This window comes from Bradyrhizobium sp. 170, assembly GCF_023101085.1.
Lineage (GTDB): Bacteria > Pseudomonadota > Alphaproteobacteria > Rhizobiales > Xanthobacteraceae > Bradyrhizobium.
In genome coordinates, this window is record NZ_CP064703.1 from 1,388,089 (window position 1) to 1,412,400 (window position 24,312).

The window sequence follows — 24,312 nt, forward strand, 5'->3', positions numbered from 1 at the left end:
CATTGCGAGCGCAGCGAAGCAATCCATGCCACAGCGCGCCGATAGATGGATTGCTTCGTCGCTTCGCTCCCTTGCGCAAACGCTTCGCGTTTGTCGCAGGCAATGACGGCGATGGGGTTGTCATTGCCTCTGCATCAATCCTGATCGGGAGGATCGAAGGCGCGGATGGCGGGCAGCGATCCCAGGTATTTCTCGCACTCGACCACGGTCACCTGACCACAGCAGCCTTGCGCGAGCTGCGATGTACCGATGTCGCGCGTGAGCACGTTCGGATTGCCGTGAACGCAGAGCGGACGTTCGGCCACGCCGATTTGCGGATCGTACCAGGCGCCGGTGGACAATTGCACCACGCCGGGCATGACGTCATCTGTGATCGCAGCGGCGGCCAGGCACGCGCCCCGATCGTTGAACAGGCGGACGATGTCGCCATCGGCGATGCTGCGGCGCGCGGCATCGATGGGGTTGAGACGGACGGGTTCGCGGCCGGCAATTTTTTTCGACTGGCTGTAGGCACCGAAGTCGAGCTGGCTGTGCAGCCTCGTCGCCGGCTGGTTGGCGATCAGCGTCAACGGGTGGCGCGAATTTGGCGGTTCGGTCGAGGGCAGCCATGCCGGGTGGGCTAAGCAATCGTCGTAACCGAAGCCCGCGATGGTTTTCGAATAGATCTCGATCTTGCCGCTTGGCGTCGGCAGCTTGTTGTTGAGGGGATCGTTGCGGAAGGCGCGCAGAAAGCCGCCATCATCGGGGGCTGACGGCAGCGCGAGTTCGCCGCGCCGCCAGAATTCATCGAAGTCAGGCGCATCCCAACCGGCATCGGCAAGCGCGCGCCGCGTCGGCTCGTAAAGATGGGCCAGCCATTGCCTGACGTCGCGTCCTTCCGTGAAGGCCTGTCCGACGCCCAATCGCCGCGACAGCGCGGCAAAAATATCGAAATCGTCGCGCGCTTCGCCAACCGGCTCCACAGCCCTGCGCATCGCGATCAGTCTCTGATCGGTAGCGGCGGCGCCGATATCGTCGCGCTCCAGCGTCATGGTCGCCGGCAGCACGATGTCGGCAAACTTCGCCATCGGCGTCCAGGCGCTTTCGTGCACGACAATGGTTTGCGGGACGTTGAAGGCGCGCCGCAGCCGGTTGATATCCTGGTGATGGTGGAAGGGGTTGCCGCCCGCCCAATAGACCAGCTTGATATCAGGGTATTGCATCGACCGGCCGTTGTATTCGAACCTCTCGCCCGGATGGAGCAGCATGTCGGCGACGCGTGCAACCGGGATGAAGTCGCTGACGCTATTCTTGCCTTGCGATAGCGTCGGAATCGGAACCGCATTGAACCGGCGGCCGGTGTGGCCGAGCGCGCCGAGCGCATAATTGTATCCGCCGCCGGGCAGGCCGATCTGGCCGAGCATGGCCGCGAGCACCGCGCCCATCCACACCGGCTGCTCGCCATATTGCGCCCGCTGCAGAGAATGCGAGACCGTGATCAGGGTGCGTCCGCGCGGCAGAAGGCGCGCGAGGCTGACGATTGTAGTCGCGGGAATGCCGGTGATATCGGCCGCCCACGCCGCGTCCTTTGGCGTGTTGTCGTCGCGGCCGAGCAGATAGCGTTCAAAGATGTCGAAGCCGGTGCAATAGCGCGCGACAAAGGCGCTGTCCCACAGATTTTCGACGAGCAGCGTGTGCGCGAGCGCCAGCATCAGCGCCACGTCGGTGCCGACCCGGATCGGCAGCCACCGTCCGCCGGCTTCCTCCGGCATGTCGTCGCGCAAGGGCGCGATGCCGTAGAATACGGCGCCGCGGCGCGCAGCCTTCTGCATCGCGCCGCGCTCGATGTGCCGGCTGATGCCGCCACTTGCGACGTCTGAATTCTTTAGCGCCATGCCGCCGAAGGCCAGCACCGTATCGGTATGTTCGGCGACCTGATCCCATGTCACGTTTCGGCGCGAGATGTCTTCGTAAGCCCCTAGGACATGCGGCAGGATCACGGTCGAGGCGCCGGCGCTGTAGCTGTTCACCGAACGTACATAGCCGCCGAACGCCGTGTTCAGGAAGCGATGCACCTGGCTCTGCGCGTGGTGGAAACGTCCGGCGCTGGACCAGCCATAGGAGCCGCCGAACACCGCGGCAGCGCCATGTTCGGTTTGGACCCGCGACAATTCATTTGCGAGCAGGTCGAGAACTTCGTCCCACGGGCACGCGACGAATTTCTGGTCGAAGGTACGCTCGCTGCGTGTGCTCCGGTTCAGCCATGCCTTGCGGACCATCGGCCGCAGGATGCGGGCCTTGTGGCGCATCGCGGTGGCAAAGTTCGCCAATATCGGTGAGGGCGCAGGATCCTCCTCGTAAGGCTTGATATCCAGCGTCGCGCCGTTCCATCGCGCGGAAAACGCGCCCCAATGCGCGCTGTGCGGGCTCCAATCCTCTCGGGCCTGATCCATTCCTTGTTCCAGACGCTCGTTCATGACGCCGCCGTCACGCAATTCACCCACAGCACTACAGCTTTCGCATCATCGGCGGGGTTTGAAAAGCGGTGGGGGCGGCGGCTGGCGAAGCGAAAACTGTCGCCGGTCTTTAGCGACCAGGTCTCGGCGTCCACCGTGAGCGTCATCTCACCCTCCAGAACCAGGCCTGCCTCTTCGCCGTCATGCGTGTAGAGCTCGTCGCCGGTGTTGCCGCCGGGCTCCAGGTGCACGAGAAACAGGTTGAGGCGGTTTTCCGTTCCCGCCGGGCTCAGCAATTGTTTTGATATGCCGGTGCGCCACAGCTTCAGTTCGGCGCGCTGCAACTGGCGCGTTACCACCCCGCCGGAAGCGGGATCGTCGCTCGGCCGCGAGCCGAACAGCGCGGCGATGCCGACGCCGAGCACGTCCGCCAGTGTCGCGAGCACGCGAAGCGAAGGCGACGACAGGCCGCGCTCGATCTGGCTGAGGAAGCCGATCGACAGATCGGTGCGCGCCGCAATCGTCTCCAGCGACAGTTTGTGTTCACGGCGGAGGTCGCGAATGCGCCGGCCGACGGCGAGGTCCATCGCGGGTTCGGCCGGCCTCGCGGCAGCCTTCGCCTTCGGCCTGCGCGCCGCCTTTGCCGCGGCCCTTGCCTTGGCCTTGGGCGCCGGCTTCTTGATTCTCCTGCCTCCGCTCACGTCAGCCTGCTTCCTTCATGTGCATGAAAATCGCTTGCAATGCCGCGGCAAGTGTGACCACAATTTCATAATGGTGAAAATAGGCCGGAACGGCGTTTCCCGCAACTCTTTGGTCTAACGCGGGCGGCGGTGTTCGATCCAGGAGGTGGTGCCATGGCTCTCAAACGTCTCGTCCAGGCCGCGATGGCGGCCGTTGTTCTTACCGCCGCGATGCCGGCATCCGCGCAAAAGGTGCTGAAGGTGGGTTCGACGCCGACCGGCGTGCCCTTCACCTTCCTCGACACCAAGACCAACAGCATTCAGGGCATCATGGTCGATCTCATCACCGAGATCGGCAAGGATGCCGGCTTCCAGGTCCAGATCGAGCCGATGCAGTTCTCGACGCTGATCGCCTCGCTCACGTCGAACAAGATCGACATCATCTCGGCGGCGATGTTCGTTACGCCGGCGCGCAAGGAAGTGATTGATTTCTCCGAACCGTTCTACAGCTACGGTGAAGGCTTGCTGGTGCCGAAGGGCGACAGCAAGACCTACACCAGGCAGGACGATCTGAAGGGCGAAGTGGTCGGCGCGCAGGTCGGGACGGCTTTCGTCGACGCGCTGAAGAAGTCGGGCCTGTTCAGCGAGGTGAAGGCCTACGACACGATCCCGGATATTCTGCGCGATGTGAACGCCGGACGATTGAAGGCCGGCTTCGCCGATTATCCGATCCTCGCCTACAATCTGAAGCAGGGCGGTTTTCCCGAGGCGCGCATCGTCGAGAGCTACAAGCCTGCCACCATCGGCTCGGTCGGCATCGGCGTGCGCAAGGGCGATACCGAACTGCTCGCCAAGATCAATGCATCGCTGGCGAAGCTGAAGGCGAACGGGACGGTGGAAAAAATTCTCGATAAATGGGGCCTGAAGGCGCAGGCTTCCTGATGCAGGCCTTCTGGCGCGATACGACCGAGTTCCTGCCGATCCTGATGAGCGGCGTGGCGCTGACGATCATCGTCACGATCGGATCGCTGTTGCTGTCAACCGCGCTCGGCCTGATCTGGGCGTTGATGCGGGTATCCGGCATCGGCGTCCTCACGGGATTCAGCGCCGGACTGATCAATGTGATCCGCGGCATCCCGATCATCGTGCTGCTGTTCTATCTCTACTTCGTGATGCCCGAATTCGGCGTCACGCTGAGCGCGCTGCAGGCCGCGATCCTCGGCCTCGGCATCGCCTATTCGGCCTACCAGGCCGAGAATTTTCGCGCCGGCATCGAGGCCATCGATAAAGGGCAGATCGAAGCGGCGCAGGCGATCGGCATGGGCTGGTGGCAGACCATGCGCCGCGTGGTGCTGCCACAGGCGGTGAAAATCGTGCTGCCGCCCTACGGCAACGTCATGATCATGATGCTGAAGGACTCTTCGCAGGCCTCGACCATCACGGTCGCCGAACTCGCTCTGCAAGGCAAGCTGATCGCGTCCTCCACTTTCAAGAACACCAGCGTGTTCACGCTTGTTGCGCTGATGTATCTCACCATGAGCATCCCGCTCATCCTGCTGGTCCGTCACTTCGAAAAACGCGCGGGACAGAAATGATCGAGCTGTCCAACGTTCACAAGAGCTTTGGCAAAGTCGAGGTGCTGAAGGGCATCACGGCGTCGGTCGAGAAGGGCGAGGTGGTCTGCATCATCGGCCCCTCCGGTTCGGGAAAATCCACCATCCTGCGCTGCATTAACGGGCTCGAAAGCTATGACAGCGGCGACATCCTTGTCGAAGGCGCGAGAGTTGATCGCGATGCGCCGTCGATCGTTTCGGTCCGGACGCAAGTCTCGATGGTGTTCCAGCGCTTCAACTTGTTTCCTCATCGCACGGCGCTGGAGAACGTCATCGAGGGGCCGGTCTATGTGAAGAAGGAGCCGCGCGCCGAGGCGCTGGAGCGTGGCCGCGCGCTGCTGGCGCGGGTGGGACTGGCTGAGAAGGCCGATGTCCATGCGCCGCAACTGTCCGGCGGACAGCAGCAGCGCGTCGCGATAGCGCGGGCGCTTGCGATGCAGCCCAAGGCGATCCTGTTCGACGAGCCGACCTCGGCGCTCGATCCCGAACTGGTCGGCGATGTGCTGGGCGTGATGCGCAAGCTTGCCGACGACGGCATGACCATGGTCGTCGTCACCCATGAAATGGCATTTGCAAAGGACGTCGCCGATCGCGTGCTGTTCATCGACGGCGGCGTGATCGTCGAACAGGGAGCGGCGAAAACCGTTCTCAACCAGCCGCAGCATGCGCGCACACAAGACTTTTTGCGGCGCGTGCTGCATCCGCTCTAAACTTCGGTCATCGTCATGAATTCGCCTGTCTCGCTGCCGTTGCCACCAAGCCTCTATGCCGATACGGCCGTGGCGCCGACACCGACGCCGCCGCTCGATGCTGACAAAAAAGCTTCGGTCGCGATCATCGGCGGCGGTTTTACCGGGCTATCCACGGCGCTGCATCTGGCTGAGCAGGGTGTCGACGTGACGGTGCTGGAGGCGCAACAGCCCGGCTGGGGTGCATCGGGCAACAATGGCGGCCAGGTCAATCCGGGGCTCAAGCACGACCCTGACAAGATCGAGGCCGATTTCGGTACCGACCTCGGCGGCCGCATGATCGCGTTTTCCTACGGCACTACCAACTTCACGTTCGACCTGATCCGCCGTTACCAGATTCCCTGCGAGGCGCGGCAGAACGGCACACTGCGCGCCGCGTATAATGAGGCAAGCGCAGCCGCGATCAAGACGACCGCCGAGCAGTGCATTCGCCGCGGCATGCCGGTGACACTGCTGAACCGCGAACAGATGCGGGAGATGACCGGCGCCGACCGCTATCTCTGCGCCATGCTGGACAATCGCGGCGGCGACCTGCATCCGCTGAGTTACGCGCGCGGTCTGGCGCGCGCGGCGATCGCGGCAGGCGCTGCCGTCCATGGCGAAACGCCGGCGCTCTCGCTGTCGCGTGAAGGTGCCGGCTGGCGGATCGAGACGCCGCGTGGAATCGTGCGCGCCGAAAAGGTGCTGCTGGCGACCAATGGCTTCACCGATGATCTGTGGCCGGGCCTGCGCCGGACCATCGTTCCGGTGTTCTCCTCGATCGCCGCCACCGCACCTTTGCCCGAGGAGGTGGCGCGCGCGATCATGCCGACGCGTTCTGTTCTGTACGAGAGCGGCCACATCACCGTCTATTACCGCATCGATGCGCACAATCGCTTGTTGATCGGCGGCCGCGGGCCGATGCGCTGGATCAGCAAGCCAGCCGACGTCGCCTATCTCATCCGCTATGCGGAGCGGCTGTGGCCGGGCGTGAAGGGCGCCACCTGGACGCACGGCTGGAACAGCCGGCTCGCGATCACGCCCGATCATTATCCGCATGTGCACGAGCCCGCGGAGAACCTCCTGATCTCGCTCGGCTGCAACGGTCGCGGCGTCGCGCTGTCGACCGCGATGGGCGCGCAGCTCGCGCGTCGCCTTGCTGGAGGGAAGAATGCCGAGATCGACATGCCCATCAGCGGTATCAAGCCGATGGCGCTGCACGCGTTCTGGCCGCTCGGCGTCACCGCCGCTGTTGTCACGGGGCGGGTGCGGGACCGGCTCGGGATCTAGCGCTTCGTCGCCCGAAATTGCGACATCAGAGTCGGCTGGGGTGGGGAACATCCATCACCGGTGCACGTTCGCTTGCGTAACGCCGATGTGGAGGAGGTCAACATGCGCAAGCAGCTATTGTTGTCGACAGGAATTATCTGCCTGATGCTGGCCCCGGCTGTTTCCTACGGCCAGGCGCCGGGAGCAAGAGGCGAAGAGCAGAAGCAGATGCGCCCAAGCGATACCGGCAAAGGTGGTGCTGCATCGCAGGAACGCGGTGCAGAGCGGGCGCAGGAGCGCGGGCGGGGCGCGGAACAAGGGACGCAAGGGGCGGCTGGTCGCGAAGAAAGGGGAGCCGGTTCCCGACAGACCGAGTAAAGGGGCAAGGCCGCGCCATCAAGCGAGCGTCCGGCAACCGCAAGCGATGACAAGCGCGGACGCGGCGAGGATGCAAAATCCCGTGAGCGCGCGCAGGATTCCCGCCAGGGCGGCCGCGACGCACAAACAGCCCGTGAAGGCAAGGACGCCAAGGACAGCAAAGGCAGCGCCGAGATGGATCGCGATAAAGCGCGCGGCAAGTCCACGGCGGAGCAGGAAAAGTCGAAGGATGGAACCACGGCCACTCAGAAGGAGCGCGAGGGAACGACTACGACACAGAAGGAATCCGGCCGTGATCAGCGCGACGGCTCGAAGGGTGCTGCGGAGCAGGATAAGGATGCGGGCCGGCCATCTACCGCGACGGACACAACGCGGACGCAGCCTCCCACCAGTGCGCAGGGCGCTCCCGCTAGCCAAACCACCCAGAGCCAGACCGGCCAGACGCAGGCCGGTCAGCAGTCGAATATCTCGACTGAAAAGCAGGTACGGATTTCCCAGACACTGACCCGCGAGCGTCTGGCGCCGCCGCAGCGCAACCTCAACATCGCGATCCGGATCGGCGAACCTGTGCCGCGCCATGTGCGGTTCCATCGGCTGCCTCGGGAGATCGTCTCGATCGAACCGGAGTACCGTGATTACGAGTACTTCACGACCGATGACGACATCGTCATCGTCGAGCCGCGCACCAAGCGGATCGTCAGCCAGGTCCCGCGTGACGCCTCCCGTATTCGCGCCGCCGGCGGCGCAAGCGACACTGGGAGCACGAGCGGTACAGCCGGATACACCAGCTCGATGGCCGCCGCCGGTGGTGCTTCGCCGTGCCGCATCATGCGGCGCGACACCGCCGGCAATGTCACCGAACTCACGCCGCAGACCGTCGGTTCGGCGGCACAGCAGGAAGCCATCAGCGTCACGGTCCGCGTCCCCGGTGGAGCCTCGACCGCGCCGATTGCGCTGGGTGCTGGGGACGGACAGATCGTGGTGTCAGGTCAGAGCGGCGCCGATTGCATGGTGACGATCGAGCCGCAGCCTCGGTAGGCAAGCGGACGCGCTGACCATCGCTGAGCAAGAGAAGTGCGGCATCAGTGCCGCACTTTCTTTGTTCGCGCGACGTGGTGCTGCTCGCTTCAGCTTTCCGCCACCGCCTCGCTCCACGGCTGGAACACCTCGGTCGCGCCGCTGTTGGTGTCGCCGTCGCGCAGCACGATGCTGGGGCAGGCGAATTTCATCGGCAGGGTCTGGATGCGGGCTTCCTCGTAGTCGAAGCGCGCGCCAAGTGCCTCGCGCGCGGCCTGCGGCAGGCGAACATCGCCGATCACCACGGCGCCCTCGCTGGCGTCGATGCGCGGCTGGTGAATCGCCGCATCGAGATCCATGCTGTAATCCATCACAAAGGACAGAAGCTGGCTCACCGCCGGCAGGATGCGCCGCCCGCCGGAAGCGCCGATGGCAGCGCGGCGGCCATCACCCGCCTGCGCCAGCACCGGCGTGTAATTGGTCAGGCAGCGCTTGCCCGGCGCCAGCGAATTCGGCGTGCCCGGCGTCGGATCGAACCACATGATGCCGTTGTTCATGGTGATGCCGGTCTGGCCAGATACGAATTTGGAGCCGAAGGTCGACAGCAGCGTCTGCGTCACCGCGGCCATGTTGCCGTCGCGATCGACCGCCGAGAAATGCGTGGTGCAGGCCGGCGCTAGCGCTTCCGCGCCGAGCGAACGCCTGCCGTCTTCATCGCCCATGTCCTTCAGCCGCTCGCGATAGGCCGCCTGCAGCGCCGAGGCATAGGCGACGTAGGCTGCTGCATCCGGTCCGCCGCGCGCGGGCTTGAGATCGTGCTGCAGCAGGCCGAGCGTGCGCGACAGCGTCGGTCCGGCGGTGAGTTCTGATGTCGCGAACACCTTGCCGCCGCGATAGGGAATGGCCAGCGGCTCGCGCAGATGGGCGCGGAACGGCTTGAGGTCTTCGACCGACAGCGCGCCGTCGGCGGCCTGGATGTCGGCAGCGAGGCTGTTCGCCAGGTCGCCCTCGTAGAAATCACGCGGGCCGGCGCTGGCGAGCTGCGCCATCGTGGCCTGGAGCCGGTCCTGCGGCATGCGGACTTCCGACTTGATGCCCCATAGCGGATTCGGCGGCAGCCCGTCCAGCAGATAGGCGGCGGCGCTCGCGGGGTAACGCCGCAAATCCGCAGCCACACTCGAAATCATCAGCGTGGTCCACCAGTCGACCAAGAGGCCTTCGCCGGCGAGCTTGACGCTCGGCGCCAGCAATTCCTTCCACGGCAGTTTTGCGTGGCGGCGATGCGCTTCCTCCATGCCGGCCACCACGCCGGGCACGGCGATCGAGCCGGGGCCATGAAGGTTGCGGTCGTCCTTCACGCGCGGCCAGGGGAAAATATCGGACGCCGCGCCACCGCCGGTCAGCGGATAATCCGCAGGGTTGAGGCTCGCCGGCGCGCGCATGCCGTAGTCGATCACCTCATAGCGGTCTTCGCGCGCCCGGTAGAGCACCATCGCGCCGCCGCCGCCGAGCCCGCTCATCCAGGGCTCCAGCACGCCCAGCGCAAAGGTGGTCGCAATCACGGCGTCGACGCAGTCGCCGCCCGCGGCCAGCACCTCGGCGCCGACGTGCGCAGCCTTGCTGGATTGCGCCGCGACGATGCCGCCTTTGGAGGTGACCGCAGGTTTGCGGATCGCTTGCGTATTGGAGAACTGGTCGCGCATCGGATGGCCTTCGATATCGGGTGAAAGTTTGCGGGTGGCGGGCGTGGTCGGGGTGAGCTTCATTACACCCTAAAAATCCTGGGCGAGCCATGACAGAATAACATGCAAGGGGACCACATTCGTTCGTCTTCAAGGTTGGCGCTGGCGGGGCGACAATGGCACATTGCGAAGAATTGCCGCATCACCAGAGGAGCATGCCGGCTTGACCGCGGACGCATTCATTCATTTGCCCGAACTTCGGACCCGGGTGACGCATCCGGAAAAATCGCGGCTGCGCCTGACGCCCAAGATGTTTGCGATGTGGGAGCAGCGTGTGCGGGAAGCGGGATGGCCAGCGGACTGGCGGCTGTCAGACGAGGTGATCGAAGCGTCACGGCTTGCGGTGCTCGGCGATCACAAGGCCGGCTCTGACCTCTGGATCTATTGCTACGGCTCGCTGATGTGGGACCCCGGATTCCATTTCGCCGAAGTCCGGCTTGCCGACGTCGAAAACTATCAGCGCCGCTTCACGCTGAAGATCAACCTTGGCCGGGGCTCGCATGACCATCCGGCGCTGATGCTTTCGCTGGAGCCGCAGGAAGGATGTTGCCGCGGGCTGGCGTTCCGCATCGCGGCCTCCTCCGTCCATACAGAGACCGCGATCCTGTGGCGCCGCGAGATGCTGCGCGGCGGCTATGCGCCGGCGCTGGTGCCGATGCAGACGCCGCAGGGTCCGATCGAGGCGCTTGCGTTCGTCTCGAACCCTTTGCACCCGAGCTATGTCGGCGAGCTGCCGCTCGGCGAGACCACGCGCCTGATCGCGAGCGGGAAGGGCATCCTCGGCACCAACAGGGAATATCTCGTGCAACTGGCGACGCAGCTGGAAGCGCTGGGGATCGAGGATCCGTATGTCGCGCAACTCCACGCCGAGATCGGCGCCACGCCGGGAATGTGACACACCCGTCGAGAGGCGACACCGTGCTCCGCTTTCAAACAATGTTTGAGCGGGCCGTTTTTGCAATGCAACCCGGCATCCTGACCCAAGTGCACGACGCGAATTATTGAGTATAGTCCAACGCGACTGCGCCAAATCGTCCAAGAAACAACAACGGGGAAGCCGCGCATGACCGGGGACATCAAGTCGTATTACGAGGTCGTCGTCGTTGGCGCGGGGGTGTCGGGCATTTACCAGATCAAGCGGTTGGCCGATCTCGGAGTGGACGCCCTCGTGCTGGATGCCGCTCCCGATCTCGGCGGCACCTGGTACTGGAACCGTTACCCGGGCGCGCGTTTCGATTCCGAGAGCTACACCTACGGCTATTCCTTTTCGAAAGAGCTGCTCAACGAGTGGCACTGGAAGGAGCGATTTTCGGCGCAGCCGGAGAACCTGCGCTACCTCAACTACGTCGCCGACAAGTTCGATCTCCGCAAATATATGCGGTTCAATCTTAAGGTAGAGTCGGCGGCCTTCGACGAGGCAAATCATCTGTGGCGGCTCCGGCTCAACGACGGCTTTGAGCTGACCTGCCGGTTCGTGATTCTAACGATCGGGTTGCTGTCGACGCCGACGCTGCCGCGGCTGCAAGGCATGGAGACGTTCAAGGGGCGTTCGTTCCACACGTTTCATTGGCCGCACGAACCGGTCGAGCTGGCCGGCAAGAAGGTCGGCATCATCGGCACCGGCGCGACCGCTATCCAGGTGATCGGCGAAATCGCAGACATGGTCGACGAACTCACGGTGTTTCAGCGTCGTCCGAACTGGAGCGCGCCGCTCAACAACAGCCCGATCTCGGACGAGGAGATGGCCGACATCCGTTCGCGCTACGACGAAATCTTTGCCGCCTGCAAGCGCACGCCCGGCGGCTTCGAGCACGAGCCGGACCGGCGCGGCTTCTATGAGGCCACGCGCGAGGAGCGGCTGGCGCTGTGGGACAAGCTCTATGACGAGCCCGGCTTCGGCATCTGGCTGAGCAACTTTCGCGAGATTTTTACCGATGAGGCGGCCAACGCCGAATTTTCCGCCTACATCGCCGACCGCATCCGTCGGCGCGTGAAGGACCCGGTGACGGCGGAAAAGCTGATTCCGAAAGATCATGGCTTTGGCGTGCAGCGGGTGCCGCTGGAGACCAATTACTTCGAGGCCTATAACCGCGACAACGTGCACCTCGTCGACATCAGCGAGACCCCGATCGAGCGGGTGACCGAGGCCGGCCTGCGCACCAGCGCGCGCGATTACGAACTCGATATCCTCGTCTATTCCACCGGCTTCGACGCCATCACCGGCTCATTCGATGCGATCGACATCACCGGCACGGGCGGGGTGAAACTGGCCGACCAATGGCGCGACGGACCCTCGACCTTTCTCGGCATGATGGCCCATGGTTTTCCGAACCTGCTGATGCCGACCGGGCCGCAAAGCGGTTCGGCCTCCACCAACTTTCCGCGCGGCATCGAGAACGGCGTCGGCTGGTGCATGGGCCTGCTCGAGCACATATCGAGCCGCGGCTACACGCGGGCGGAGCCAACGGCCGAAGCGCAGGCGCGCTGGACCGCGCATGTGACGAAGATGTACGCCATCATGCTGATGCGCAAAGCCAAGTCATGGTTCACCGGCTACAATTCCAACATCCCCGGCCACGAGCACGGCAAGACGCGCTACCTCGTCTATAATGGCGGCACGCCGAAATATGTCGCCGCCATCACCGACGTTGCGCAGAAGGGCTATGAGGGCATCGTGTTCGATGCGGACGCGCGGGTCTCAGTGAGGTCTGCGACCGCTGCAGAGTAGGGCGTGCGGTGAGGCCGCGGCGCCCTTGCACCAGTCAATGCGTCCGCAGCAGGCGCCGGGGATGAACGCCGTCGACATATCCCATGAACGGCGGATGGATCGAATAGCCGATCAGTTCGCGGGCGCGCTCCGGCAATTGGCTCGCCACTTCGGCGGGGACGGCGAGCGCCATGTTCTCGAGTTGCCGCACCCAGCCCACGCAGTATTGCGGCGTGACGATCAGGCGCGGCCGGTCTGACCTGTTGGCGCCGCCGCGGTGCCACAGCGTTCCCTTGGTGATCGCCAGCGATCCCGACGGCATGATGAGCTTGACGGCGTCCGCCCTGTTGCCCTCATCGTGATCGGCTTCGTTGGTGAAATGAGCAGGCTGCAGCGCGCCCGCGATATACTCCCCGTCCCACAGATGGCTTCCCGGGATGATTTCGGTCGCGCCATTTTGTTCGGTCGTGTCGTCGATCGCCCAGAACGTAGAGATGCCAAGGGCAGGGCGAGGCCGCGGGATCTTGACGCCGCCGTCGTCGAAGTGCCAAGGCTGCACCGTCTCGCCGGGATGCAGATTGATCGCGAGCATGGCGGACAGCAGGCAGCTCTCGCCGAGTTCAGCCTCGACAAAGGCCATGGCGAGCGGATGGATCGCGAGTTCCGCAAAGACCGGCGATTTCGCCAGCAGGGCATAGATCCGGTTGGTTCTGGTGCCTTCAAAATCGTTGCGGCCGAGCAGATCGCGCGCCAGATGCGGGGCCAGCGCCGCGCGGATTTCAGCGACGCGATCGGGCGTAAGAACGCGTTCGAAGATCAGGTAACCGCTGCGGTCGAACTCTTCCCTTAAGGAGGCGAATGATCGTCCCTTGAGCCAGGGTGACGCTTGCTCCGCTGTCGCTGCCATCGGCGCTCTCCCTTGCGAGCCCGGTCAAGCCGGGCTTGTTGGGGGACATCATATTCGATTGAGAGCGTTTTTCACGAGGCAATTACGTTCGCGGCGCGAACCTGTAGCGGAACGTGCAGCTCGGTGCGCCCTGCATCAGGGTCTGGTCGCGCGTGAGGCCGACCTCACTGCCACCGGCCGCGACGATATCGAAATCGGTGGCGCAGACCAGCAGCGCGCCGAGTTCCGGCTCGCCGAGCGCGCGAAAGAATTCCGCGAAGCGGCAATGCGTGACGTCGAATTCCAGCGCTTCCTCATCGTGACGGCGCATATCCACCGTCACTTCCCGTTCGGTGACTTCGGCTAGCGCCGTATGCATCGCCGCCCATTTGCGCCGCGCGCTGCCCTGAACGCTTTCGCCCACGGCGGCGAATAGTTGCTTCGACCAGTCGCGCAGCGCGTCCTTTACGATCGCATCGGCCCTTTCCTTGCCCAGTTCAGCGCGCAACGCCCGCAGCACGGGCACCAGGACCTGGGCCTGGATCCGCGTCTTGTCCAGCAGCGACAGGCGCGGATCGACCATGTAATCGTCGAGTACGTTCATCGCGGGCTTCCTTTCATGCTGCGGCGCGCCTGCGGCAGACTATTCCCGCAGCTCGGTCATGAAGACCTTTTGCGCGATCTGCCAGCGGCCGTCGATCTTCAACAGCGACAGTTGATCGGTAAAGAAGCGCGGCGGAATCGCGCATTTGAGCTTGACGTAGGCCATCGTCGGACCGACGAGATCGATCGACAGCACCTGATCGTGGCGCGACAGGCCTCGCTGCTTTGGCGACGGCCTGTTCCGGACGTTGTCCAGCCAGACGTCGCGCGGCGTGATCGTCAGTTCGCCCGCCTCCGAGATGCTGGTCAGCGCGCTGGTCGGATGAAAGGCACTCGCAATCTTGACGGCGTCGCCCTCGTGGAGACCGTCGAGGTAGGACTGGATCACGCTTTCGATGCCTTTTGTATCGTCTGTACCGGTCATGAGATATGAACTTCCGATGCTTTCGGTTTACTGGGAGATCTTGAGCGAATCTGGCAGGATAGTGCTGATGTCACGGCGATTATAAGCGAAATTCATTGAGCGATTGACGTAGAAAATCTATTGCATGACAACCTGCCGGGCCCCTGTCATCGGTGGCGGAGAATGAAACGCAAGCGGGATTGAGGATGGTTGCCAGCGAAACCTATGCCGAGTTTCTGCGCGAGCAGCTCGCCTCGCTCGGCCATATCACCCTGCGGCGTATGTTCGGCAAGACCGGCGTGTTCTGCGACGGGGTTATGCTGGGCGTGGTGACGGAGAACACGCTCTATTTCCGGGTTGATGATGATAACCGGGAGACGTTCAGGGAAGCCGAGGCGTTTCCGCCGCTCAACTACGCGAAGAAGGGCCAGACCATAGACCTCGCGTTCTGGCGCGTGCCAGATCGGCTGTTCGACGAACCCGATGAACTCATCGCGTGGGCGCAAGCTGCGTTGGCGGCGGCACACCGGGTTGCGGCGAAGCGGCCGGCGCCGAAGCAGCCCAACGCGTCAAGGCAACACAAGCGCTCGTGAGCAACCAGAGCTGAGAGATACTCAGATCAGGTTCCCAGCCATCCATTGCCTTGCGCGCTATCCCGCAGCAGCGTTCACCGCGATCGGCGAGGCATCCTCGCCGCTCGCTTCCAGCTTCCGGGGCAGCCCGGCAAAGCCGCGCAGCGCTTCCGCCATCTTTGCACGTCCGCTGACGCCGGTGATCACGACATCCACCATCATCAGGGATGTGTGGATGTGGCCACGCGCCTGAAGCTGCTCGACCGGGACGCCTGCGGCAGCGAGCGCCTCGGCATATTCGATGCCCTCGTCACGCAGCGGATCGAACTCGCAGGTCGTCACGAACGCTGGGGGCAGGCCGGCCAGATTGCCGCGCAGCGGTGAGACGCGCGGATCGGTGCGGTCGGCGGGCGAACAATAGATGTCCCAGAACCAGAACATCAGCGATCGCGTCAGGAAATAACCGACCGCGTTGTCGGTGTAGGACGGGCGGTCGAACCTGCAATCGGTGACCGGGCACACGAGCAACTGGCCCGCAATGGACGGGCCGCCGCGGTCGCGCGCGAGCTGGCAGGTGACGGCGGCGATATTGGCGCCGGCGCTCCAGCCTGCGACCAGCACCGGTCCCGGTTTGCCGCCGAGTTCGGCCGCATGTTCGGCGATCCAGCGCGTCGCCGCATAGCCATCCTCAGCCGCCGCCGGGAAGCGATGCTCGGGCGCATGACGGTACCCGACGCTGACGACGATCATTCCGCTGCGGCGGCAGATGTCGCGGCAGAACGGATCGTCGGATTGCTCGTCACCGAATACCCAGCCGCCGCCGTGGAAATAGACCACGATCGGATGCGGCCCTGATGTTGCCGGTCGGTAGAGACGATAGGGCAGCGGACCGTCGGCGCCTTGCAGCGCGCCGCTGCCGACTTCGCCGACCGGCCTCCCGGCAGGGCGGCCCTTGTTGAATTCGGAGGCAAAGTCGCGCGCACCCTGCGCGCCAAGCTGTTCGATTTGCGGCAGGTTCATCTCGGCCAGCATGCCCAGCACCAGCCGCACGTCCGGCTGCAGGCGAACCACCTCGCCGTCGTTGCATTGCTCGGCAACATCCGGGCCCGACAGCTTGAAGCCGAGCATGCCGCGGCCGACGACCTCATTGCAGATGCTGCGGTAGGGGCCGACGCCGCCGGTATAGGGCATCACGCCCTGCGCCTTGCCGGGAACGTTGGCGCCCGTGTACCAGGTGTTGGCCAGCCGATGGAGCGTCATCATCGAGCAATCGGCCATGTGCTGCGCCCAGCCGGCCTGCGCCGTTTCGGTCGCGTCGATGGTCGTGAAGCCGGCCTCGCGCATCGCCGCCAGCCGGTCGACCACCCAGTCGACATGCTGCTCGATCGAAACCGCCATGTTCGAAAGCACCGACGGGCTGCCCGGGCCGGTGATCAGGAACAGGTTCGGGAAGCCGGAGACTGTGAGCCCGAGATAGGACTGCGGGCCGTTAGCCCAGACGTCGGACAGCGATTTTCCATCGCGGCCGGTGATCGGATGCACCGCCTTGATGGCGCCGGTCATGGCGTCGAAGCCGGTGGCGAACACGATCACGTCGACGTCGAACGTTCGCTTGCCGGTCGTGATGCCGGTGGCTGTGATCTCTGTGATCGGCTCCTGCCGCAGGTTCACCAGCGTGACGTTGGGGCGGTTGTAGGTGGCGTAATAGTTGGTATCGAGGCAGGGACGCTTGGCACCGAACGGATGGTCGTGCGGGGTCAAGGCTTCGGCTATCTCCGGGTCCTTGACGATGTCGCGGATCTTCTCGCGGACCAGGTCGGCGAGCAGCGTATTGCCGCCGAGGTCGACGCCCTGGTCGGCCCAAAGCTGGGTCAGGATGTAGACGAGATCGCCGGCGGCCCACGCCTGCTCGAAGCGTTCGCGGCGTTCGGCGTCGCTCAATTGCCAGCTCACGGCCGTCTGTTGCGGATAGGGAACGCCCGCGAGTGACCAGCGCGCCTGCTCGCGGTAGGCGGCGCGGTCGCCTTCCAGCATGGCGCGGCGGTCCGCCGGCGCAGAGCCGTTATGCGCGGGCAAGGCGAAGTTCGGAGTGCGCTGGAAGACGGTGAGTTGCGCCGCCTGCTCCGCGAGCAGCGGGATCGACTGGATGCCCGATGATCCCGTGCCGATGACGGCGATGCGCTTGCCGGCGAGCTTGACCTCTTCATGCGGCCAGCGGCCGGTGAAATAGATCTCGCCTTTAAAATCCTTGACGCCATCGATCTCCGGCGGTTTTGGCGCGGAGAGGCAGCCGGTGGCCATGATGTAGTGGCGGCAGGAAACACCAGCGCCGTTGTCGGTGGTGAGCAACCAACGCTCAGCGGTCTGATCCCAATTCGCTGCGGTGACCTTCGTGCCAAAGCGGATGTCGCGCCGCAGCTCGTATCGGTCGGCGACGAAGCCGAGATAGCGCAGGATTTCGGGCTGGGTGGCGTATTTCTCCGACCATTGCCACGCGCTCTCCAGTTCGGGATCGAACGTGTAGCTGTAGTCGATGGTCTGGATGTCGCAGCGTGCGCCGGGATAGCGGTTCCAGTACCAGGTGCCGCCGACGTCGCCGGCCTCCTCGATCACGACGGCCGAGAAGCCGGCCTTGCGCAGGCGATGCAGGAGATAGAGGCCGGCAAATCCGGCGCCGACAACGGCGACATCGACCTGTTGCGTCGTGCCGCTGTTTGCCGATTCAGAAGAACGTGCTGCGACCGCTGCGTCTGGCATGCCACTCCTCCCGTGCGTTTTATATTTTGAGGTAGGCTACTGCCGCGTGTTCAGTTTGTCATCAAGACAAATGCAATCGGTGGATGTTTCGGGCAGATGCGATGTGCGAGGCTCCAGGTTCATGATTTGGCGAATTTCTTCGTGTGAAGCAGCGACTTACCCGCCATGCTCTGCGCGGGGCATGACAAATCGTAGGATGGGTGGAGCGAAGCGATACCCATCAATCGTGAGGCGGGTTCGCTCGATGGGTTTCGCTTCGCTCTACCCATCCTACTGGATTGCTCGTTCGCTATATGCGTTTGCGCCGTTCGCTGGTGCGGCGGCGATCGACACCGCTTGTCGCCCAGTTCGGGCTGAAATCCAGCGTGAAGTCGCGAAAACTCTCCACGGCGGGCGAGAGCGATGCGCTGTTTCTTACGAACATCGCGATCTTCCATTTGACGGCCGGCTGCAGCAGCGGCAGGAACGTCAGTCCGAAGCCGCGTACCAGCGGCTCCGCCATCGAGGGGCAGATCACGGCGCCTTGCCTGACCCGCAGCATCGACAGCGCGGTGTTTACCCGGTGCACCGGCACCAATTCTTTTGGATGATGCCGGGACGGGACGTTGCTCAACACGTTGATGGCGATGTTGGGCATGTAGTTGAGCAGCGGCCGCTCGCGCAAATCCTTCCAACTGACCGACTTGGCTTTTGTCAGCGGGTCATCGCTGCGCAACGCCACCCAGAGTGGATCGGCGCAGATCATATGCACTTCGACCGATTGGTCCGGAACGACGCCGGCCGGGCCGAAGCCGATGTCGGTAGAGCCGTTCTGCAGGCCCGCCAGCACCTCCTGTATCGGCACGTCGTCGAAGCGGACGTCCACGCCCGGATGGCTGTTGTTGTATCCGGCGATCAGTTCAGGCAGCAGCGTGCAGGATAGCGTTTCGGGAGCAGCTACACGCACCAGCCCGCGGCGAAGCTCCTTGAGATTGGTCAAATTGTCGAGCGCCTCGTCCAGGTTTGAGAGCACGCGCCGCGCCAGGCCCGGCGATCCAGCAATGCGATCGCGCCAAACGCGGCCCGATGAAAACGGGACGGACGCGCCGCTACTCCAGGCGGCTCTTCTTCCCAGGAGGCATTCATGAAAGTCACACGCCGAACCCTGTTGGGGACCATCGCCGCCGGCTTCGCCGCAGGTCCGCACCATCAGGCGTTTGCCGAAGGCGATTGGCCGTCGCGGATCGTGCGGCTGGTGTCGCCCTATGGGGCGGGCGGGGCCAGCGACATCTCGTTGCGTATCCTGGCCGAGCAGTTCGGGCGCAGCCTCAACCAGCAGTTCATCGTCGAGAACAAGCCGGGCGCGGGCACTCGCGTCGCCAACGAGCTGGTCTCGCGCGCAGTGCCGGATGGATACACCTTCCTCTATGCGGCCGCGCCGTTTGCGACGGCCGAGGCCTTGTTCGAGAAACTGAACTACAACCGCAAGGATTTGCAGCCGGTGGCGATGGCCATGATGGCGCCGCTGTTCCTGGTGGTGAACGCGCAGGCGCCCTTCAGGACCCTTCAGGAAAATGATCGACTACGGCAGGTCGAAGCCCGAAGGCCTGACCTTTGGTTCTCCGGGCGCAGGCTCGCAGCCCCATCTGGCCGCCGAGTTGCTGTTTCGCGATGCTGGCGTCAAGGGCCTCATCGTGCCCTTCCGCGGCGACAACATGGCCTACACGGAACTGCTGGCGAGCCGTCTCGACGCCACGTTAACCGCGCTCAGTACCGCCTTGCCGCATATCCAGAGCGGTCAGTTGCGTGTGCTGGGTGTGGCGTCGGCAGCGCGCAGCCCGATTTACCCCGAGGCTTTCACCTTGCGCGAGCAGGGCCTTTCCAACGTGGTCGCGTCCGGTTGGTACGGCTTCATGGCGCCGGCGGCGACGCCGGGCGCTATCGTCGATCGCCTGCAGGCAGAAATTATTCGCGTCCTGGCCGATCCCGAGGTGAAGCAGAAGCTGCTCGCCCAGGGACTGGAAACGCGTCCCGGCACGGCGGGCGAGTTCGGCAAGTTCATCGACGACGAGACGCGCAAATGGGGCGAGGTGATCCGCGCGGCAGGGCTCAAGGGGGAATAAGATTCAGTTCGCGTACAGGCCCTCGACGATCGGCAATCGCGCAGCCCGCAGGGCCGGAAACAATCCGCCGATCAGGCCCACGATCAGCGCCAGCGCAACACCCTCGGCAATCAGCCAGGGACTGAGCTTGAAGTCGAACACCACCTGCGTGAAGTTGCCGCCAAGGGTCGAGGCCGTGACGCCGTCGAAAATCAAATAGGTGGCGGCGGCGCCTAACAGGCCGCCGATGGCGGCAAGCAACAGCGATTCCGCGAGCGTCCCGACGAACGCAGGGAAGCCGCCGAAGCCGATGGCGCGCAGCGTTGCGATTTCCGTTGCGCGGGCGGCGACCGACGAATACATCGTGTTGAGCGCGCCGGCGACCGCCCCCAGCGCCATCGCGATCGCCAAGGGCCAGCCAAGTTTCTGAATCAGATCGGAGGTCTGCGACGCCTGCTCGGCGAAGTAGGCCGCTTCGGATTTGACGTCGAGCTTCAGCCGCGGATCGTTGTCGCTGTAGCTTTTGAGCTCATTGAGCGCGGCCGGTCCGGTGAGGCGCACGCGCACGGTCTGGACGATGTTGTTGCGGTTGAACAGGCTCTGCACCACGTTGAGATCGGCCCAGATCTCGGATTCGAACACGCTGCCGCCGGCCTCGAACACGCCGACGACGGTCCAGCGCGTGGCGCCGAACGACACGGTAGAGCCGAGGTCGAATCCTTCGAATTCCCGCAGCAGTGCCTTGCCGACCACGACCTCGTTGCTGCCGCGGCTGAACATGCGGCCTGCGGTGATGACGATGTCCTTGCGCAGCGTGCTGCCCTGTTCGCCGATCCCGCGCAGCGGCAGGTTGGCCTTGGTCTTGGTCGAGCGCTTGATGCCGTCGACCACGAGATAGAGTTCCGGCGAGATCAGCGGCTTGCCATCGCTGCCGCGGGCGATGCCGGGACCGTCCTCGATCAGCCGCACCTGATCGCGGCTCACCGTGCTGTTGATTTCGGCCTGCGAGCCGGCCCGCAGCACGATCGCGATGTCATCGGCGCCGGATCCCGCTATGGTGCGCTGGAAGCCGTTGGCCATTGCCAGGAATGCGAGCAGGACGATCACCACAAGCGCGATCGCGATCACCGTCGAGAGCGAGAGCCAGCGCCGCTGCGCGATGCTCCTGAGATTGATGGCGGTCACCGCCGCGACTTGAAGCCAGAGCGAACGCATGCCTATCCCCGTCCGAGCGCGGTTGCAATTTTGAGCCGCATGGCGTTGAGCGCCGGAATGATGCCCGTGATCAGCCCAAGCGCGACCATCAACGCCAGGCCTTGCAGGATGATCGTCGGCGATACCGCAAAAGCGGGCGCGATGCTGGCGAGGCTGTTGCGCAGCGCCGCTGCGATCAGCGCCGCGATCGCCAGCCCGGGAATGCCGCCGAGCAGCGCCAGCAGCACGGATTCGCCAAGCACCATTTTAAGGATCCGCGGACCTGAGAACCCGAGCGTCTTCAGCACGCCGATCTCGCGGGTGCGCTCCCGGATCGACAGCGCCATGGTATTGCCGACGATCATCAGGATGGTGACGAAGGCCGCGCCAACCACCAGCAATACGATCAGCGCGATGTTGCCGAACTGCGCGGCGAACGCCTTGCCGAACGCCTTTTCAGTGTCGGTCGAGGTCTCGGCGGTGGAATTGGCGAACATCGCGTCGATCGCTTTCGCCACGCGATCGTTGTTCTCCGGCGAGGCGGTTTGCAGGATCATCCAGCCGATGGTGTCCTTGCCGAACGAGCGGGTTTCGTCGAAATAGGCGTACTGGAACAGCAGGAAGTTGGTGTCGACGTGCTCGGCCTTGCCCTTGACGATGCCGGCAATGGTGAGGTCCCAGGTGTGGCCGCCGCTCTTCTGGCTGAAGATGTTACTATTAAGAGGGATGCGATCGCCGATCTTCCAGCCCCACTTCTGCGCCAGGCTTTCACCGACCACCGCGCTGCCACGGTCACGCATGAAGGCTTGAAGCTGCTCGGGCGGAACTTCGAACTCGCTGCGGTAAACGTCGAAATAGGTGTTCGGCTCGATCGTGAGCGCCATGATGAAGTTTTTCGGGTCCTGATAATAGCCGCCGAACCAGTTGGCGAAGGTCACCTGCCGGACACCTTCGATCGCGCGCACGCGATTGTAGTAGGCGATCGGCATCGGCTGGGTGAAGTTGATCTTGTTGACGGTGATCATCCGGTCCGCGGCGGCGGCATCCTCGCCGGCGGTGAAGGCGCGGTAGAATCCGGCGAGCACGCCGAAGATCATGAACGCGATCAGGATCGACACGATCATCAGGCTGGCGCGCAATTTGCGGCGGAACAGGTTTTTCCGGACCAGGTCGAAGTCGTTCACGCGGCAAGCTCCCGTTCGACGAAGCGGCCCTTGTCGAGATGCAGGACACGCTTGGCATAGTTTGCCGCCGCAGGGTCATGCGTCACCATCACGATGGTCTTGCCGAGTTCGCCATTGAGCAGTTGCAGGATCGAAAGAATCTCGTCGGCGGATTGCCGGTCGAGATCGCCGGTCGGTTCGTCGCACAGCAGCAAGTTCGGATCCGAGACGATGGCGCGCGCAATCGCCACGCGCTGCTGCTGACCGCCCGACATTTCGCGCGGACGGTGCTTGATGCGATCGGCGAGCCCGACCACGGAAAGCGCGGTGTGAACGCGCTCGGCGCGCTCCTTGCGGTTCAATCGGGTGAGCAACAGCGGCAGTTCGACGTTCTGAGCTGCCGTCAGCATCGGCATCAGATTATAGAACTGGAAGATGAAGCCGATGTTGACGGCCCGCCAGGCGGCGAGTTCGCCCTCGGAGAGGCCGTCGATGCGGTGGTCTGCAACCGCAATCTCACCGGCGTCGGCGCGGTCGATGCCGCCGAGCAGATTGAGCAGCGTCGTCTTGCCTGAGCCGGAGGGTCCCATGACGGCGATGAAATCGCCGCGGGGTATAGCAAGGTCGAGATGATCGAAGATCGAGATCGTCTCCTTGCCCTTGGTGAAACGCTTAGCTACGCCGGTAAGGCGAACCATCGGATGTTCGGCTGTCACGCTTGTCTCCTCTCGAGGATTCCGGCTGGAGGCTAGTTCGCGGCGGTGGTCTCGGCGCCGCCCTTTGTCTTGGCGTCGCCTAGGAAGTTCACCTTCACCGCCATGTCGGGCAGGATGCGCGGGTCTTTCTTTTCGAAGCGGATGCGCACCTTCACCGTGGCCTTTTCGCGATTCGCAGTCGGCACGATGGCGATGACAGAGGCGGGAATGGTCCAGTCCGGATAGGCATCCAGCATTGCGTTGACGGCGCCTCCGGGGGCAACCCGGCCGATGAAGGCTTCGTTGACGTCGACCTCGATTTCGATCGAATCCATGTCGACGATGGTGCAGATGCCGGTGCGCGTGTAGCCACCAACCGACATCGGCGAAATCATTTCGCCAGGCTGTGCGCTGCGGTCGATGACGACGCCGGCGAACGGCGCGCGGATTTGATGCTTGTCGAGCATCGAGGCGCTGCGCTTGGCGTCGATCCTGGCGGTCTCGAATTGCGACTGCGCCTGGCGCAATTGCGCACTGAGCACGCCGACCCGGGCCTGTGCCTTGGTCAGGTCGGCCTCGGTCGCGAAATTCTTTTGCGACAGTGTTTGGACACGCGACATGATCCGGGTCGCGTCTTCGAGATCAGCGGTAATCGCGGCGACCGCGGCATCGGCCGTCTCGACGCGGGAGCGGGCCAACTCATAATCCCTTTCGGCAAGCACGCTGTCGAGCCGCGCCACGATCTGACCCTCGGTCACCGTCATGCCTTCGTCGATGAAGACCTCGACGACCTTGCCGGTGATCTCGGCCGCAACGGTTGCCTTGCGACGCGCCACCACATAGCCGGAGGCCGCCAGATTGCCGGCCGCCTTGTTATTCGTTGTCGGCTGCTGAGGTGTCTGCGGCTGCGCGGCGGGCTGCTGTGCGGTCTGCGACGCAGTCTCCTTGGGGGAATCCTGCTTGCGGAACTCGAACGCGGCAAAGGCGGCGAACGCGACGACGCAGGCGACAATCGCCGCCGAAATCGGCAGCCAGCGGCGACCAGGTCGCTCCGCCTTGTTGGTGCTGCGATCGATCGTCAGCGATCTCAGCAATTTGCTCTTGTCTTCGGCCATCATTCATTTCCATCCGGCTGCTCGCTGCAACTTCCGCGCGGGCGGCATCATTTCTCGCGCTGGTGGTCTCGCTCACAGCCGGTTCACATGTCTCGCCATAGAAGGGGGCAGGCCTCAAGCTTTCCGTAAGGCCGCGACCCCAGCTCGGTTGCAATCCCGTTGAGCTCTCGCGAGCGCCGGGCGGCGCCCGTTTTTCGACGAGGCGAGTGGCAGGAATTTAAAGCCTAATGGCGGCGGAGGCAATTCCCGAAACCAGCAAGAGTTGTGCGCGCTG

The 24,312-nt window shown here is 64.0% G+C and carries 21 protein-coding genes and 1 pseudogene; 10 read left to right on the forward strand and 12 right to left on the reverse strand.

What is annotated here, in order from left to right; translation table 11 throughout:
* Positions 1-134: 134 nt before the first annotated feature.
* Together IVB05_RS06680 and IVB05_RS06685 are read right to left on the reverse strand one after the other, a co-directional pair.
* Positions 135-2,456, reverse strand: a complete 2,322-nt coding sequence (locus tag IVB05_RS06680) for a molybdopterin guanine dinucleotide-containing S/N-oxide reductase (protein ID WP_247783624.1) — start codon at positions 2,454-2,456, stop codon at positions 135-137.
* The gene (locus IVB05_RS06685; protein WP_247783625.1) at positions 2,453-3,136 is read right to left on the reverse strand and encodes a cupin domain-containing protein; all 684 of its coding nucleotides are present in this window, start codon (positions 3,134-3,136) and stop codon (positions 2,453-2,455) included. Before IVB05_RS06685 ends, IVB05_RS06680 begins: the two co-directional genes overlap by 4 nt.
* Positions 3,137-3,289: 153 nt before the next feature.
* Between IVB05_RS06685 and IVB05_RS06690 the strand changes: the two genes are divergently transcribed.
* From IVB05_RS06690 to IVB05_RS06715, 6 genes are all read left to right on the forward strand, one after another.
* Positions 3,290-4,057, forward strand: a complete 768-nt coding sequence (locus IVB05_RS06690) for an ABC transporter substrate-binding protein (protein ID WP_247783626.1) — start codon at positions 3,290-3,292, stop codon at positions 4,055-4,057.
* Complete coding sequence (locus IVB05_RS06695) at positions 4,057-4,710, forward strand: amino acid ABC transporter permease (protein ID WP_247786608.1); 654 nt, start codon at positions 4,057-4,059, stop codon at positions 4,708-4,710. Before IVB05_RS06690 ends, IVB05_RS06695 begins: the two co-directional genes overlap by 1 nt.
* Positions 4,707-5,438 carry an amino acid ABC transporter ATP-binding protein gene (locus IVB05_RS06700; protein ID WP_247783627.1) on the forward strand — a complete coding sequence of 244 codons (732 nt, stop codon included), beginning with the start codon at positions 4,707-4,709 and terminating at the stop codon, positions 5,436-5,438. Before IVB05_RS06695 ends, IVB05_RS06700 begins: the two co-directional genes overlap by 4 nt.
* A 15-nt stretch (positions 5,439-5,453) precedes the next feature.
* A complete protein-coding gene (locus tag IVB05_RS06705) occupies positions 5,454-6,746 on the forward strand; it encodes an FAD-binding oxidoreductase (protein WP_247783628.1) in 1,293 nt (430 codons plus the stop codon).
* Between the two features lie 102 nt (positions 6,747-6,848).
* The gene (locus IVB05_RS06710; RefSeq protein ID WP_247783629.1) at positions 6,849-7,103 is read left to right on the forward strand and encodes a hypothetical protein; all 255 of its coding nucleotides are present in this window, start codon (positions 6,849-6,851) and stop codon (positions 7,101-7,103) included.
* Positions 7,104-7,277: 174 nt separating this feature from the next.
* Positions 7,278-8,141 carry a DUF1236 domain-containing protein gene (locus IVB05_RS06715; protein ID WP_247783630.1) on the forward strand — a complete coding sequence of 288 codons (864 nt, stop codon included), beginning with the start codon at positions 7,278-7,280 and terminating at the stop codon, positions 8,139-8,141.
* An 89-nt stretch (positions 8,142-8,230) separates the two neighbouring features.
* Here the strand turns inward: IVB05_RS06715 and IVB05_RS06720 are convergent, their stop codons facing one another.
* Positions 8,231-9,823, reverse strand: a complete 1,593-nt coding sequence (locus IVB05_RS06720) for a gamma-glutamyltransferase (RefSeq protein ID WP_247786609.1) — start codon at positions 9,821-9,823, stop codon at positions 8,231-8,233.
* Between the two features lie 202 nt (positions 9,824-10,025).
* Between IVB05_RS06720 and IVB05_RS06725 the strand changes: the two genes are divergently transcribed.
* Together IVB05_RS06725 and IVB05_RS06730 are read left to right on the forward strand one after the other, a co-directional pair.
* Complete coding sequence (locus tag IVB05_RS06725) at positions 10,026-10,757, forward strand: gamma-glutamylcyclotransferase (protein WP_247783631.1); 732 nt, start codon at positions 10,026-10,028, stop codon at positions 10,755-10,757.
* Between the two features lie 168 nt (positions 10,758-10,925).
* Positions 10,926-12,590: an NAD(P)/FAD-dependent oxidoreductase gene (locus IVB05_RS06730; RefSeq protein ID WP_247783632.1), complete on the forward strand. Its 1,665-nt coding sequence runs from the start codon at positions 10,926-10,928 to the stop codon at positions 12,588-12,590.
* A gap of 34 nt (positions 12,591-12,624) precedes the next feature.
* On the opposite strand, the gene IVB05_RS06735 is transcribed toward IVB05_RS06730, so the two are convergent.
* The 3 genes from IVB05_RS06735 to IVB05_RS06745 form a co-directional block, all read right to left on the reverse strand.
* Entirely contained in the window at positions 12,625-13,476 is an 852-nt protein-coding gene (locus IVB05_RS06735; protein ID WP_247783633.1) for a phytanoyl-CoA dioxygenase family protein, read from the reverse strand.
* A gap of 82 nt (positions 13,477-13,558) precedes the next feature.
* Positions 13,559-14,059, reverse strand: a complete 501-nt coding sequence (locus tag IVB05_RS06740; RefSeq protein ID WP_247783634.1) for an L-2-amino-thiazoline-4-carboxylic acid hydrolase — start codon at positions 14,057-14,059, stop codon at positions 13,559-13,561.
* A gap of 39 nt (positions 14,060-14,098) precedes the next feature.
* The gene (locus IVB05_RS06745; RefSeq protein ID WP_247783635.1) at positions 14,099-14,482 is read right to left on the reverse strand and encodes a nuclear transport factor 2 family protein; all 384 of its coding nucleotides are present in this window, start codon (positions 14,480-14,482) and stop codon (positions 14,099-14,101) included.
* Positions 14,483-14,667: 185 nt separating this feature from the next.
* On the opposite strand from IVB05_RS06745, the gene IVB05_RS06750 reads away from it, so the two are divergent.
* The gene (locus IVB05_RS06750) at positions 14,668-15,054 is read left to right on the forward strand and encodes a TfoX/Sxy family protein (protein WP_247783636.1); all 387 of its coding nucleotides are present in this window, start codon (positions 14,668-14,670) and stop codon (positions 15,052-15,054) included.
* 57 nt (positions 15,055-15,111) lie between these two features.
* Here IVB05_RS06750 and IVB05_RS06755 read toward each other — a convergent pair whose 3' ends face one another.
* Complete coding sequence (locus IVB05_RS06755; protein ID WP_247783637.1) at positions 15,112-17,790, reverse strand: alpha/beta hydrolase fold domain-containing protein; 2,679 nt, start codon at positions 17,788-17,790, stop codon at positions 15,112-15,114.
* A 289-nt stretch (positions 17,791-18,079) separates the two neighbouring features.
* Entirely contained in the window at positions 18,080-18,802 is a 723-nt protein-coding gene (locus IVB05_RS06760; protein WP_247783638.1) for a LysR substrate-binding domain-containing protein, read from the reverse strand.
* A 111-nt stretch (positions 18,803-18,913) separates the two neighbouring features.
* Between IVB05_RS06760 and IVB05_RS06765 the strand changes: the two are divergent.
* Positions 18,914-19,892: pseudogene (locus tag IVB05_RS06765) on the forward strand (tripartite tricarboxylate transporter substrate binding protein).
* A gap of 3 nt (positions 19,893-19,895) precedes the next feature.
* Here the strand turns inward: IVB05_RS06765 and IVB05_RS06770 are convergent.
* Genes IVB05_RS06770 through IVB05_RS06785 form a run of 4 tightly spaced genes read right to left on the reverse strand, consistent with a single transcriptional unit; the run spans position 19,896 to position 24,038 of the window.
* Positions 19,896-21,086 (reverse strand): ABC transporter permease, encoded by a 1,191-nt coding sequence (locus IVB05_RS06770; protein WP_247783639.1) that lies wholly within the window; start codon positions 21,084-21,086, stop codon positions 19,896-19,898.
* A gap of 2 nt (positions 21,087-21,088) precedes the next feature.
* On the reverse strand, positions 21,089-22,249 hold the full coding sequence (locus IVB05_RS06775) for an ABC transporter permease (protein ID WP_247783640.1): 1,161 nt from the start codon (positions 22,247-22,249) through the stop codon (positions 21,089-21,091).
* Positions 22,246-22,926 (reverse strand): ABC transporter ATP-binding protein, encoded by a 681-nt coding sequence (locus IVB05_RS06780; RefSeq protein WP_247786610.1) that lies wholly within the window; start codon positions 22,924-22,926, stop codon positions 22,246-22,248. Before IVB05_RS06780 ends, IVB05_RS06775 begins: the two co-directional genes overlap by 4 nt.
* A gap of 50 nt (positions 22,927-22,976) precedes the next feature.
* On the reverse strand, positions 22,977-24,038 hold the full coding sequence (locus tag IVB05_RS06785; protein ID WP_247783641.1) for an efflux RND transporter periplasmic adaptor subunit: 1,062 nt from the start codon (positions 24,036-24,038) through the stop codon (positions 22,977-22,979).
* Positions 24,039-24,312: the final 274 nt, after the last annotated feature.